Origin of the sequence: Pseudoalteromonas rhizosphaerae (assembly GCF_028885455.1) — a bacterium.
Taxonomy (GTDB): Bacteria; Pseudomonadota; Gammaproteobacteria; order Enterobacterales; family Alteromonadaceae; genus Pseudoalteromonas; species Pseudoalteromonas rhizosphaerae.
The window spans coordinates 2,084,686-2,096,928 of record NZ_CP118496.1 but is presented as its reverse complement, the minus strand read 5'-3'; the positions used below and the strand labels follow the sequence as shown (position 1 = coordinate 2,096,928).

At 40.0% G+C, this 12,243-nt stretch carries 14 protein-coding genes; 10 read left to right on the top strand and 4 right to left on the bottom strand.

From position 1 onward, the window contains the following. Nucleotides 1-201: 201 nt before the first annotated feature. Complete coding sequence (locus PVK79_RS08905; RefSeq protein ID WP_257324033.1) at nucleotides 202-1,317, bottom strand: IS630 family transposase; 1,116 nt, start codon at nucleotides 1,315-1,317, stop codon at nucleotides 202-204. A gap of 59 nt (nucleotides 1,318-1,376) precedes the next feature. On the opposite strand from PVK79_RS08905, the gene PVK79_RS08900 reads away from it, so the two are divergent. Then, the gene (locus tag PVK79_RS08900; protein WP_149983453.1) at nucleotides 1,377-1,628 is read left to right on the top strand and encodes a LexA family protein; all 252 of its coding nucleotides are present in this window, start codon (nucleotides 1,377-1,379) and stop codon (nucleotides 1,626-1,628) included. 114 nt (nucleotides 1,629-1,742) lie between these two features. On the opposite strand, the gene PVK79_RS23530 is transcribed toward PVK79_RS08900, so the two are convergent. Together PVK79_RS23530 and PVK79_RS08895 are read right to left on the bottom strand one after the other, a co-directional pair. After that, entirely contained in the window at nucleotides 1,743-1,847 is a 105-nt protein-coding gene (locus PVK79_RS23530; protein WP_425607880.1) for a hypothetical protein, read from the bottom strand. Between the two features lie 305 nt (nucleotides 1,848-2,152). Then, on the bottom strand, nucleotides 2,153-2,884 hold the full coding sequence (locus tag PVK79_RS08895) for a FadR/GntR family transcriptional regulator (RefSeq protein ID WP_182734058.1): 732 nt from the start codon (nucleotides 2,882-2,884) through the stop codon (nucleotides 2,153-2,155). Nucleotides 2,885-3,397: 513 nt separating this feature from the next. Between PVK79_RS08895 and PVK79_RS08890 the strand changes: the two genes are divergently transcribed. Next, nucleotides 3,398-3,853 carry a hypothetical protein gene (locus tag PVK79_RS08890; RefSeq protein ID WP_182734056.1) on the top strand — a complete coding sequence of 152 codons (456 nt, stop codon included), beginning with the start codon at nucleotides 3,398-3,400 and terminating at the stop codon, nucleotides 3,851-3,853. Nucleotides 3,854-3,974: 121 nt separating this feature from the next. Here the strand turns inward: PVK79_RS08890 and PVK79_RS08885 are convergent, their stop codons facing one another. Further along, a complete protein-coding gene (locus PVK79_RS08885) occupies nucleotides 3,975-4,112 on the bottom strand; it encodes a hypothetical protein (RefSeq protein WP_257326998.1) in 138 nt (45 codons plus the stop codon). Between the two features lie 191 nt (nucleotides 4,113-4,303). Here PVK79_RS08885 and PVK79_RS08880 point away from each other — a divergent pair, with 191 nt between their 5' ends. The 8 genes from PVK79_RS08880 to PVK79_RS08845 all read left to right on the top strand — a co-directional run bounded on the left by PVK79_RS08880 (nucleotide 4,304) and on the right by PVK79_RS08845 (nucleotide 12,141). After that, a complete protein-coding gene (locus PVK79_RS08880) occupies nucleotides 4,304-5,257 on the top strand; it encodes an SPFH domain-containing protein (protein WP_145234179.1) in 954 nt (317 codons plus the stop codon). Between the two features lie 18 nt (nucleotides 5,258-5,275). Further along, nucleotides 5,276-5,728 carry an NfeD family protein gene (locus tag PVK79_RS08875; RefSeq protein WP_257326997.1) on the top strand — a complete coding sequence of 151 codons (453 nt, stop codon included), beginning with the start codon at nucleotides 5,276-5,278 and terminating at the stop codon, nucleotides 5,726-5,728. A 320-nt stretch (nucleotides 5,729-6,048) separates the two neighbouring features. Beyond that, complete coding sequence (locus PVK79_RS08870; RefSeq protein WP_257326995.1) at nucleotides 6,049-6,723, top strand: ABC transporter ATP-binding protein; 675 nt, start codon at nucleotides 6,049-6,051, stop codon at nucleotides 6,721-6,723. Then, nucleotides 6,717-7,688: an HlyD family secretion protein gene (locus tag PVK79_RS08865; RefSeq protein ID WP_257326993.1), complete on the top strand. Its 972-nt coding sequence runs from the start codon at nucleotides 6,717-6,719 to the stop codon at nucleotides 7,686-7,688. Before PVK79_RS08870 ends, PVK79_RS08865 begins: the two co-directional genes overlap by 7 nt. Next, a complete protein-coding gene (locus tag PVK79_RS08860; RefSeq protein WP_257326990.1) occupies nucleotides 7,678-8,838 on the top strand; it encodes an efflux RND transporter periplasmic adaptor subunit in 1,161 nt (386 codons plus the stop codon). The genes PVK79_RS08865 and PVK79_RS08860 overlap by 11 nt, the downstream gene beginning before the upstream one ends. Further along, nucleotides 8,835-10,031, top strand: coding sequence for an efflux RND transporter periplasmic adaptor subunit (locus PVK79_RS08855; protein ID WP_145234190.1), 1,197 nt, complete (start codon nucleotides 8,835-8,837; stop codon nucleotides 10,029-10,031). Before PVK79_RS08860 ends, PVK79_RS08855 begins: the two co-directional genes overlap by 4 nt. After that, nucleotides 10,031-11,266 carry an ABC transporter permease gene (locus tag PVK79_RS08850; RefSeq protein ID WP_145234192.1) on the top strand — a complete coding sequence of 412 codons (1,236 nt, stop codon included), beginning with the start codon at nucleotides 10,031-10,033 and terminating at the stop codon, nucleotides 11,264-11,266. Before PVK79_RS08855 ends, PVK79_RS08850 begins: the two co-directional genes overlap by 1 nt. Nucleotides 11,267-11,295: 29 nt before the next feature. Further along, nucleotides 11,296-12,141 carry a patatin-like phospholipase family protein gene (locus tag PVK79_RS08845; RefSeq protein ID WP_257326988.1) on the top strand — a complete coding sequence of 282 codons (846 nt, stop codon included), beginning with the start codon at nucleotides 11,296-11,298 and terminating at the stop codon, nucleotides 12,139-12,141. Nucleotides 12,142-12,243: the final 102 nt, after the last annotated feature.

Below are 12,243 nucleotides of genomic sequence, written 5' to 3'. Positions count from 1 at the left end.
TGATTATGAACATAGCTGTGCAGGCGTTTCTGCTATTCCTTGTATATTGGCTTGTAAAATAAACATAGCGCCACTGTTGGGGTATTGTGTGAGTACCTCAGGTTCTAGGCCAGTACGGGCCAAGGTAACGGCGATGGTTGTTAGATCATCGCCAAAAAAAGTGAGGCTGGAGATCCTAGTACTTCGTCACACAAATTTTGACTAGTTGAGAGCACCGTAAGCTCTCTCTAGTTTTTCACGTGCTGAATCAACATTAAACATCCAATTTATACTGGCGCCTTCTTTATTTCGGCGCCATTCCCACGCCGTGAGCTCTGTCTTTAACTCTTCCATACTTGCTATGCGCCGATCTAAGCATTGCTTATTCATATTGCCAATTTCTATCTCGACCATATTCAACCAACTCGCATGTTTAGGTGTGTAATGGAACTCTATTTTATTTAAAATACGTCGTGCTTCTTGCGGTGAAAATGCTTTATATAACGCACCTTCCGTATGAGTCGATAAGTTATCTAGCACGACACGAATTTTATTCGCATGTGGGTAGTGTTCATCGACTAAGTCCTTCATACAGTGTGCAAAATCAACTTTCGTTTTCCTCTGTGTTGCTTTAACGTGTCGCCAACCCCGATGACGGTCAAAGAATACAAATAAGTTAGCCACGCCAACCCGTTTATATTCATAATCTAGGCGTTTTACCTGTCCCTTTTTCATCGGTTGTACTGGCCGTGTATCATCAACAAGTTGCTTCATCGCCTCATCAAAATTAATAATAGGATTGAGCTCATCCGCTGGCTCAGCATATAATTCAAGTACATGCTCCATTCTTGCAATATACTCAGCGTCCATTGTTGCCACACACCACATCTTTTTTTGCCATGGCTTTAACGCATTTTCTTTAAGGCGTCTACGAACCGTTTCATATGAAATACTGTCTAAATCCGTTAATGTTATTAATCGCTCGCCAAGTAACGCTAATGTCCATCGGCAGTGTCCTGTTGGCGGCTCAGAACAGGCTGTGGCTATTAAAGTTACTTCATCTTTCGCGGAGGTTTTTCTCATAGCACCACTTCGTGCACCTTCATTTAAAGCGGCTTCTAAACCGTCTTCGACAAACTGACGTTTGACTCGAAATACAGTTGAAGAGCTCACTTGAACCGCTTCACATATTTGATCTGTTGTATATCGACAACGGTCCGCTTTTAATAAAATGGCGGCTCGTTTGTACTTTCGAACATTGACCATGCCTTTTTTGCAGTAGTTAACTAATTCGCATTTTTCTTCTGCTGATAATTCAACAATATACTTTCGGTTCATAACAATATTAAATGAGTAAATATGAGTTAAAGGATCGTCAATTAGGATAAAAGTTCATTATGAATAAAGAAGAGTTGCCGTCGTTCACTGTGAAACAAGGGCAGTATTTGGCATTTATTTATTACTACACAAAAGTGAATGGTGTTGCACCTGCTGAAAATGATTTTGAGCGTTATTTTGGAACTGCATCATCAAGTGTTCATGCAATGATTTTAACGCTTAAAAAGAAAGGGTTCATCACTTCAACTGCTGGAAAAAGCCGAACGATAAAGCTATTGATAGGAATAAATCAGTTGCCTGAATTTAAGTAAGGCAACTGATCAGAACTTCTGTGAACGAGTACTAGGCGCGAGAAGTCGATACAAATGCACGATAGTGCCATTTTCACAAAAACGATAAAGGCCGTGGCCATTGTAAGACGCGACCTACAAGTGATTGTCGTTATCGACTGTCATGCCATCGGGAAAGCCCATTGTCTCGTCAAATTTTACAATTACACGCTTGTTGCTAAGTTCACCTTGCGGGTTCAAATCAAATTGATAAACAGTGCGGGTAGATGACTCTGTTGAATATTAAATACGGCCGTTTTACTTATTACAGGGCTATTACTGCTCACATAATCGCTATCAACATTGTTGGCGCTTGTTGCTGAGATAAGCGATACAACACCCCTGTATTGTGTTGTTGATGTTTATCCATAGCGCCAAAAAATACATGCCTATTGTGCTCATTAATAAAAACACATTTAGCAACGAGACTTGAATAACTTGTTGTGTGTGATATTGAGACTAGAATTATTTCATTAAGTATTAAGAGCATTCATTAACAAACATGGTTACTTCGATTCGTTTTGAGACTCTTTTTCAGCTATTGCTTTTTCAATAAATGACATCGCTTCGTCAATCATGTTCGTCATCATGTTTTTAGCGCGCTCAGGCTCACCATTTAAAATTGCTTGGTACACTTTAAAGTGTTCATCCGCAATGGCTTTTTTATTACCTTTCGCGGGAGTTGTATGCTGAATACTAACGTTAAGTGCAGTACAAATAAAATCACGCAATTGAAAGAAAAAACGATTACCGCTGGCAAACAAAATTGCGGTATGAAAGGCTAAATCACTTTCATGGATTTCACCATCGGAGGCATCAGCCGCAGCTTGCATTTTTTCAACTGCAATCGCAATCTCTGCAATTGCGCCTTTATCAGCACGTCTTGCTGCAAGTGCCGCAGCTTGCGGTTCAATGGCTAAACGTACTTGTAAAAATTCTTTTAATACATACAAGGTCGGGCTACTATCAAGCAACCATTTTAATACACTGGTGTCGTATAAATTCCATGTGTTTGCTGGTTCAACACGAATGCCTTGACGCGGGCGCGATGAAATAAGCCCTTTGGCAGCAAGCATTTTTACTGCTTCACGAATAGCAGTACGGCTAATGCCATACTCTTCACATAATTTTGCTTCAGTAGGTAAACCCGTTTCAGCAGTGTAATGACCATTAATAATGGCTTTACCTAACTCATTAGTTACCTGTTGTGACAAATTTAAATTTTCAATGCGTGCCATAAGCAGTTCCTTTAAAAATACTCATTCTATGATACTACTATAACCTTAGCGCGTCATCAGGCAAATCTTTGACAATGCTGCTGTAAATACTTTTTATTCGCTGTTTTAACTGCGTAATAACTTAGATTCAGAAGATAAATACATAACTTGAATTGGTAGAAAAAGTGGCCAGCTGAATATATGTGAATTGCTTTAAAAAATAGAGTAAGTATTGATGAGCGGCCGCACGCTGTTGAAGATAAATCAGCAGACACAGTTACAGCGGCAACGATTGATTTATTAAAGTCCTACGAAAAAGCAGTTGTTACGATCACTTCGAAGCTGAATCTGCCAATCCTTTTTTCATTTTGAATATATATATTTGACATTGCTCACCACGGTGATTTCCTTTATTACGCAGCTTAAAATGCAAGCTACGTTAATATTTGACTAAATTATTTTTTATTAGCTCTTTAGATCTTTACCAAGTTGGCCGATAACATACAAATATAATATTAAGGATAATCAATAATAATGCACATACACAAACAGCAAGCCTATCCAACAAAGATAGCGACAGAGCAAACAGATACCACACAGAAAACGAAACAAGAAACAGCAACAACATCAAAAAACCAAAACGGTGCTGACTATCGTTTATCAGAGAAAGAGTTAGACAACTTATCAGGCAGGGAAACGAAAGAGAAAGCGGAAAAAGAGGCAAGTTCAGATATGCCCGATCATATCGCTAAAATGATCGAACAGCTGAAAAAAGTCAAAGAACAGATTGAACAACAAAAAGAGCAACTCGTTAAGTTAAAAGCGCTAGATAACCAGCAAGATGAGGCTGTTAAAGCACAAGTCGAAGCGCAAACTAATATGATTGTATCAATGCAAGCTCAAATGGGTTCATTAGTTCAAACAATCGCTGAAGCGATGAAAGAAGCTGGTGTTACCGACACTGGTGCGCTTATCAGTGCCATGGTATGAGCTTAGATAAACATAGCAATAATTAAATTGTTCAACATCACGCCCTACCTTCAACTGGCGTTATACACCATTGCGCTGTTTTAGTTTCGCAAGCCATTTCAACATTCGCGCCAGCCAGGCACTAAGGCACCATTTGCCACAACAGCGCAGTAAACGCTTGTTGATCTAAGTTTGTGCCAGCTTTTGCAAAATTTGGCGTACCATCGTCATTCCAAGTAAATCTTTGTGCACGTAATGAACGTGTGGCACTAACCATCACCTAAAAAGCAGTAACATCTTATTGTATCTGCTTAAAAACTAGAGTGTGCTCAATTTTCAACCGACATACTTTGTCACGAATTTTCACTAGGCGGGTTAACAGCACGATGGTAACCTAGGTTTAGTCACGCTAATAATTACATAAGTAATTGTGTGGCATGCCATATTGGCCACTATTAAAGGAGAGTATCTATGGACCCGATCACGCAAGTTCTCAACATGTTATTCACTGTTGAGGCGTTTTTACTCATTTTTGTTTTAGTACTGCTAAAAAGCAGTGTTAAATTTGTGCCACAAAACCGTGCGTGGCTCATTGAACGTTTTGGTAAGTATCAATCAACTAAAGAAGCAGGCCTAAACTTTATTGTGCCGTTTGTTGATCGTATTGCCGCTGATCGTAGCTTAAAAGAGCAAGCTCAAGATGTGCCGTCGCAATCTGCTATTACCAAAGATAATATTTCATTGATTGTTGATGGTGTATTGTATTTCCGTGTTATGGACCCATACAAAGCCACTTATGGTGTTGATGATTATGTGTTTGCCGTTACGCAATTATCGCAAACAACGATGCGTTCAGAGCTTGGTAAAATGGAGCTGGATAAAACCTTTGAAGAACGTGATGTACTAAATACTAATATTGTTGCGGCAATTAACCAAGCCGCAGATCCTTGGGGTATTCAAGTATTACGTTATGAAATTAAAGATATTGTGCCACCGCAATCAGTAATGGAAGCGATGGAAGCACAAATGAAAGCGGAACGTGTTAAACGTGCACAAATTTTAGAATCAGAAGGTGATCGTCAAGCTAATATCAATGTCGCTGAAGGTAAAAAACAAGCGCAAGTACTAGCCGCTGAAGCAGAAAAAGCCGAGCAAATCCTGCGTGCTGAAGGTGAAGCTAAAGCCATTATTGCGGTAGCCGAAGCACAAGCTGATGCACTACGTAAAGTAGGTGAAGCAGCTGATACTGAGCAAGGTCAAAAAGCCATTCAATTAGACCTCGCCTCAAAAGCAATTGCCGCAAAACAAGCCATTGCTAAAGAATCGTCAGTTGTTTTATTACCCGATAACGGCACCGATGCCAGCTCTATGGTAGCGCAAGCGATGTCGATTATTAATACCTTAAATACCAAACAAAAAGGTTAAGCTGTAAAGGAGCAAACTATGGAGTTCATTACCAATAATTTAGCCCAAACACTGATGATTTTAGGTGTAGTGGCACTGATAATTGAAGTGGCAGTGCTGGGAATGTCGACCTTTATATTGTTGTTTTTGGGTATATCATTATTTGCAACTGGATTAATGATGAACTTCGCGCTGTTAGAAGACTCATTAACCACCGCACTTTGGAGTAATACCTTGATCACCGCCGCATGCGCTGTTTTACTATGGAAACCGCTAAAACGCATGCAGGATAATGTTGATAATAAAGAAGTGAAAAGTGACTTTGCAGAGCTTGATTTTATACTCACTAGCGATGTTGATGAGTTAGGTGTTAGTACCTACTCGTATTCCGGAGTGAGCTGGAAACTAAAAAGCCAGCAACCACTAAGTGCTGGCACCCATGTAAAAGTGGTAAAAAAAGAAGTCGGTGTTATGTGGGTTGCAGCAATTTAACCTAGATGTGGGTATAACACTCTGAATATGCTGTATGATTTTTTACCATAAAGCCAGCCAAGTAATTCTTTTATCGAATTACTTGGCTTTTTTGTAACAAAAAATATTCGCTAAACCCGCTCAACTCTTGGCTAAAACGCAACAAATCAACGGTAAAACCATGCAATTGTTAACTGATGATGATTTAATTAGCCTTTAAATATTAAAACAATTAAAGGCTGCAAATAGACGTATATTTAACTACTAGATTTGGACTTGTGTCTCGCTATAAAACTCGCTAGTTTAACCAATCAGATAATAATAAAAACAAAAGTAACTGTATGATCAGGGTCGAAAATCTTTGCCGTACTTATGGTGCAGGCGAAACGCAAGTCATTGCATTAAGTAAGGTTTCATTACATATTAAAGAAGGTGAGTTTGTCGCCGTAATGGGCGCTTCCGGTTCAGGGAAGTCGACTTTAATGAATATCCTTGGGTGTCTGGATACACCAACCTCAGGCAGTTATTTGCTCTCTGGTGAAAGTATTAAAGAAATAGATGACGAAAGTTTGTCAGCTATCCGCAATAAAAAGATTGGCTTTATATTTCAAACCTTTCACTTATTAACTCGCCTTAGTGCTCAAGAAAATGTGGCTTTGCCACTGCGTTATACTGACACCCCAAAACAGCAAGCCAGTGAGCGCGCTATGGCGATGCTGGATAAGGTTGGCTTGCAAAATCGCGCACACCATAAACCATTTGAAATGTCCGGTGGTCAGCGGCAACGAGTTGCTATTGCCAGAGCACTAGTAAATGAGCCAAAAGTCATTTTTGCTGATGAACCAACGGGTAACCTCGATAGTAAAACGTCTCATGAAATTATGCAGTTGCTTTGCTCACTCCACCAACAAGGACATACTTTGGTCATGGTAACCCATGAAGAAGATATTGCTGCTTATGCTAAGCGAATTATTCGGATGAAAGATGGCATAGTCATAGAGGATAGCGGATGTTAAAAAGTCAATGTTTCAAAGCCTGTTTAGGATTATTACTTTGCAGCTTAGCTTTCTCAAGCAATGCGCAAAGTTTGTTACTCAGCGGTGAGCTAAAAGCCAGCGATAAGCAAATTTTTTATGCTCCAAAATCAGACAACTGGCGAGTACAAGTGCAATGGATGATGAAAGAAGGCGAAATAGCGCAACAAGATGATGTTGTTGTGGTGTTTGATAGCGGCTCGATTGCCAGTGAAATTGAACAAGATGAAGTAAGTTTAGATGCCGCCGAAGAAGAGCTGCTTAGGATCACCACCAGCAATCAAGAAAAACAAATAGAAGCTGAGTTTAACTTTAAGCGCACTGAGCTTTTACTAGCGCGTGCCCGTATTGATGCTGCTATTCCACACGCTAACTTAAGTACCTATGATTATCAAAAAAATCAGCTCGAACTTGAAAAAGCCCTGATCAATAAACAAAAATCATCCGAAGAACTCAGCCAAGTTAAAACTGAAAATACCGTTGCGCGCAATAAGCAGCTACTGACTATTGAACAACTAAAAACAGACCTTGCATACAATAAAACGCAACTGGCAAGTATGAGCATTAAGGCACAGCGTACAGGGCCCGTTTTATATGCAAACCACCCGTGGAATGGCGAAAAAGCATTTGTTGGTATGACAGCCCAACCAGGCTGGAAAATTGTCGAAATACCGGTCATGAGTGAACTCTACATTGAAGCCTGGGTACACGAAATTGATTATCAACATTTACAACTTGGCCAACAGGCGCAATTGTTATTTGACGCCTATTTACAACAGCCGCTCAATGCGACTTTAAGCGAAATTTCAACTCAGCCAGAAGAACGCCTTCAGTGGGGCAAAGATGCCTACTTTAGAACTCGCTTTAACTTTAACGCTCAGAACTTAAAACTGTTACCGGGCATGAGTGCAAAATTAACAATCGGAGAAGACTCTGATGAATCATAACGTTTTATGCATAATATTGAATATGTTGCTATTAACTGCATGTAATGACGATGAGCAACAACATTATCTGGTGAAAAAGAGTGATATTGCTATTACGGTTAATGCCAATGGCGAACTAGAGTCATCAACCAGTGCGATCATTGCCCCGCCGTCGGTTGCTCGTATGTGGCAATACCAAATTAAGACTATGCTAGCGGAAAACACCCAAGTTAAAAAAGGCCAAGTGGTGGTATCGTTTGACGATAAACAAGTTCGCGATAAGCTAATCGACAAACAATCTTCATTAGAGCGAGCAAAAAAACAGCTCGAAAATGCGCAAAATAAAGAACTTATCAAAGAGCAAGAATTGACCCTCAGCGTTGCCGAAATGAAAATGAACTACGATAAAGCTAAACGCAAAGCAGAGATTGTTGATCAATCTCGCTCTGAAGTTGAACGTAAAAAGTCACAAATTGATTTTACTATTGCAAACAACGATCTAACGCTTGCTAAAAGTAAGCAAACGTTTCAGCAACAGAGCAAAGAACTAAACTTAAAAATGGTGCAAAGTAAAGTTGCACGGCTGCAAAGTGAGGTAGACGGGTATTTACAAGATATTGAACGCCTTAAGGTAAAAGCCCCAATTGATGGGCTGGTAATTTATAAAACCAATTATGAAGGTGAAAAGTCATCCATTGGTGAAAGTGTGCAATTTGGTCAGCCTGTTATTGAGCTTGCTGTACTTAAAAATATGCAAGTAAAAGCACAAATCGATGAACCCGACAGCGGTAAAATTGCCCCAGGGCAAACCGTTAAAATAACCATTGATGGCAGTAGCGAACTAGTTGTGTCAGGGAAAATAAAGAGTTTAGGTCGTGTATTTAGAGAAAAGTCATATCAAGATAAGCGTCGGATTGTGGATGCCATTGTTAGTATTGATAATATTGACACCAGTGTTATTCGCCCAGGACTTACTGCGCGCTTAGAGATCACCACAGCTCGCTTACCTCAGGTATTAAGTATTCCTTTAACCAGTTTGCAATATGATCAACAAGGTCCCTATGTTACAACCACTGAAAATAACAAACAATTTATAGAGATAAGTCACTTTACCGATAATCTCGCCGTAGTTAAAAGCGGCCTACAACTAGGCGACGAGGTAAAATTATGAAAACGAGCTTTGCACTTAGCTTAATCGTTACAGCTTTATTTATCAGCGGTTGTTCAAAAGAACATGAAATTCAAAACGCGCTTACTTATACGGTTAGTGAACACAGTTTTAAGACTGAGGTTGAAGCCAAAGGGCATTTGATAGCAGCAAATGAAACCCTGATTGTTGCGCCAGCATCAAGCCGTGGGCCACAAACTTTAGCGTGGTTAATGCCAGAATATAGCCAAGTTAAAAAAGGTCAGGTCATTGCTCGTTTTGATGGCGAACAAATGCGTCGGCAAAGCCAAAAAAACACTAATCAAGCGGCTTTAGCAGCGCAAGATTTAGCACAAAAATCAGGAGAAATAGATAAAGATAAGACTATTTTAGAGCACGATATTGTATTGGTTAATGAAGAAAAGCAATTTGCCGAAGATTACTCAATTGAAGATGAACGCATTCGCTCTAAATTAGATATTTTAGAGTCACAACAAAATGTTGAGTTTTTAAATGCAAAACATAACTACTACGACTGGCAAACTGGCCGTTTTGAGCAAAGTGCCACCGGAGAGTTGATGTTATTAAAAATGAAAGAAGACCAATACAAACAAAAATTAGCAACGTTGAACACTAACCTATCATTGCTTGAGATCATCGCCCCTCACGATGGCTTATTAACCCATAGTACTAATTGGCGCGGCGAAAAACCGCGAGCGGGTGAATCCTTATGGCCTGGTCAAAAAATAGCAGCACTGCCTGATGTTAGCCAAATGCAGTTGATGTTATATGTGTCTGAACGTGAAGCAATCGATTTAACAGTAGGTCAGTCACTTACATTCAAACTTATTGCATTGCCTGAGCAGCAATTTAGCGGCGAGTTAATCGCGGTATCGCCGTTTCCTAAATCAATAAAACGCGGCGATCCACAAAAATTTTACGAGCTAAAAGCAACGATAAATCAGCAAAATAACGCTTTACGCCCGGGTTTAAAACTCAATGCGACTATTTTAGTGACACCGCAAAGTGAGCGTTTAGTGGTACCCAAACAAAGTGTTTTTACCGAACAAAATGCGCATTATGTTTATGTTGAAGAAGCTGGCGAATTTGTCAAAAAGACCGTTTCATTAGGCAAACATAACCTTAGTCATGTAGAGATCCTCGCAGGTTTAGCTGCTAATGATGTGATCTCACTCATTGATATAAAGGACATCTGATGAAATATTTAACTTTATTTATCGACACAGCCTTAGAGCTTGCACAGCATAAATTACGTACTTTACTGACTTTATTAGGGATGATATTTGGTGTCGGTGCCGTCATTGCTATGCTCAATATTGGTGAAGGTGCTGAACGTGAAGCCATGAAAATGATTGACTCTATGGGGTTATATAATTTGATTGTTAATGGCAAAGAGTTCGATGAAAAAGAACTCAAAGAGCAACGTAAGCATTCGGCCGGTTTAAGCCTGCGTGATGCCCAAGTTGCCCACGACTCGCTGCCTTTTGTTACCGATTTTGCCGCACAAAAAACCATCGAGACGTATCATATTTTTAGCCAATACAACAACAGCGACGCCAATGCCGTAGGTGTAAGCGCTAATTATTTTCAGCTGTCACATTTTCAACTATTTGCTGGGCGTATATTAAATAAAAACGATCAACAACGGTTTGCTCAAGTGGCAATGCTTGGCGCAAATACTGCCAAGCAACTATTTCCGTTAGGTGACGCACTCGGTCAACAAATAAAAATTAACCACTTATGGTTTAAAGTAGTCGGTATTTTACAAGCGCCTTATTTAAAGAAAAAAGAATTTCAAGGAGTCAAACTTGGTAACGAACAAAACCAAGTATTTATTCCACTTAGTACTGCATTACACCGCTTTGAAAGTGGCTTACTTGATAGTGAAGTCAGCAGCTTGAAACTAGCCATTGATAAATCGGTTGATCCAATTGTTGCCGCACAAGCACTGGAACATTTACTGCAAAATCGCCACAGTGATATTGATGATTTTGAATTAGTTATTCCTGCCGCGTTATTAGCCCAGCAAAAACAAACCCAGCAAATATTTAATATTGTGATGTCCTGCGTGGCAGGCATTTCACTCTTGGTTGGCGGTATCGGTATTATGAATATCATGTTGGCGACGGTGCTTGAACGCACTAAAGAAATTGGCTTACTGCGTGCTATTGGTGCAACACAAAAAGACATTCGGATACAATTTATTGCCGAGAGCTTTACCATTTCTATTTTAGGTGGCTTACTGGGTGTGGTATTTGGTATTGGCTTGTCTGAAATTATCTCTATGTATTCGCAGTGGGCGGTATCGTGGTCAATGACCGCCATAGTGTTATCGTTTAGTATTTGTGCGTTAGTCGGCCTTATTTTTGGTGTATACCCCGCGATCAAAGCGTCACAGCTTGATCCTATTGAAGCACTGCAAAGTGATTAACTCGAATGTTAGTAGTTAAAGGAGAAAATTTGGTGAGCAACAACAAACACACCCTTGTTGTAGAAGGTGGTGCAATGCGCGGCATATTTGCCACCGGCGTACTTGATGCGTTCTTAGGGGCACAATACCAACCATTTAATCGCTGCTTTGGTGTCTCTGCTGGAGCAACTAATATTGCGGCTTATTTATGCCAACAAGCTAAACGTAATCATAAAGTGATCACTGATTATTCATGCCGACCCGAGTTTATTAATTTAGCGCGCTTTATCCGTGGTGGGCATTTATTTGACTTAGATTGGTTATGGCAAACCACCATGGCTGATATTCGTTTAGATCTTGGCACATTTGCAGCACAGAACTGTGAATTTTATATAGTCGCAACCGATATAGACACAGCATCAGCGCAGTATTTAAAAGCGACAGCAGAGCAAATGGAGCAGCAGTTAAAAGCCTCCTGTGCGATTCCTATTGCTTATCGTGATTACCCAGTCATTGATGGTATTGCCATGACCGATGGCGGTGTGGCTGATTCAATTCCGATCCGAAAAGCCTATCAAATGGGGGCTGAAGAAATCACGGTCGTTTTATCACAACCACTTGGATATCGTAAAAAAACCAGTAAGGCCCCATGGTTTACACGCCGCATTTATAAAAACCACCCGGCACTTGCCAGTGCATCTTTAGCTCGTGCTGATAACTATAATGCCAGTATTGCGTTTATTCATAATCCACCTGCAGACTGTAAAATAAATATCATCGCACCACCTGCTGACTTTAACGTTGGCCGCACCACTAAAAACTATCAAAAGCTCAGCGATGGTTATCAGATGGGGATTGTGGCTGCACAGCAACACTTGCAAAACATGCAGCTATAGAACAATGATTTTATCTATAAAAAAGTGTGTGGCAGCTTATTGTTTTTGCTGATGTTGTCACAAAACTGCGCGATCCAAACCTTGTGAAACTAATAAATTTAG

Bases quoted from the DNA above. Each gene is read 5' to 3' on its own strand.
- PVK79_RS08905 (WP_257324033.1), bottom strand. From the start codon at position 1,317: ATGAACCGAAAGTATATTGTTGAATTATCAGCAGAAGAAAAATGCGAA.
- PVK79_RS08900 (WP_149983453.1), top strand. From the start codon at position 1,377: ATGAATAAAGAAGAGTTGCCGTCGTTCACTGTGAAACAAGGGCAGTAT.
- PVK79_RS08895 (WP_182734058.1), bottom strand. From the start codon at position 2,884: ATGGCACGCATTGAAAATTTAAATTTGTCACAACAGGTAACTAATGAG.
- PVK79_RS08890 (WP_182734056.1), top strand. From the start codon at position 3,398: ATGCACATACACAAACAGCAAGCCTATCCAACAAAGATAGCGACAGAG.
- PVK79_RS08880 (WP_145234179.1), top strand. From the start codon at position 4,304: ATGGACCCGATCACGCAAGTTCTCAACATGTTATTCACTGTTGAGGCG.
- PVK79_RS08875 (WP_257326997.1), top strand. From the start codon at position 5,276: ATGGAGTTCATTACCAATAATTTAGCCCAAACACTGATGATTTTAGGT.
- PVK79_RS08870 (WP_257326995.1), top strand. From the start codon at position 6,049: ATGATCAGGGTCGAAAATCTTTGCCGTACTTATGGTGCAGGCGAAACG.
- PVK79_RS08865 (WP_257326993.1), top strand. From the start codon at position 6,717: ATGTTAAAAAGTCAATGTTTCAAAGCCTGTTTAGGATTATTACTTTGC.
- PVK79_RS08860 (WP_257326990.1), top strand. From the start codon at position 7,678: ATGAATCATAACGTTTTATGCATAATATTGAATATGTTGCTATTAACT.
- PVK79_RS08855 (WP_145234190.1), top strand. From the start codon at position 8,835: ATGAAAACGAGCTTTGCACTTAGCTTAATCGTTACAGCTTTATTTATC.
- PVK79_RS08850 (WP_145234192.1), top strand. From the start codon at position 10,031: ATGAAATATTTAACTTTATTTATCGACACAGCCTTAGAGCTTGCACAG.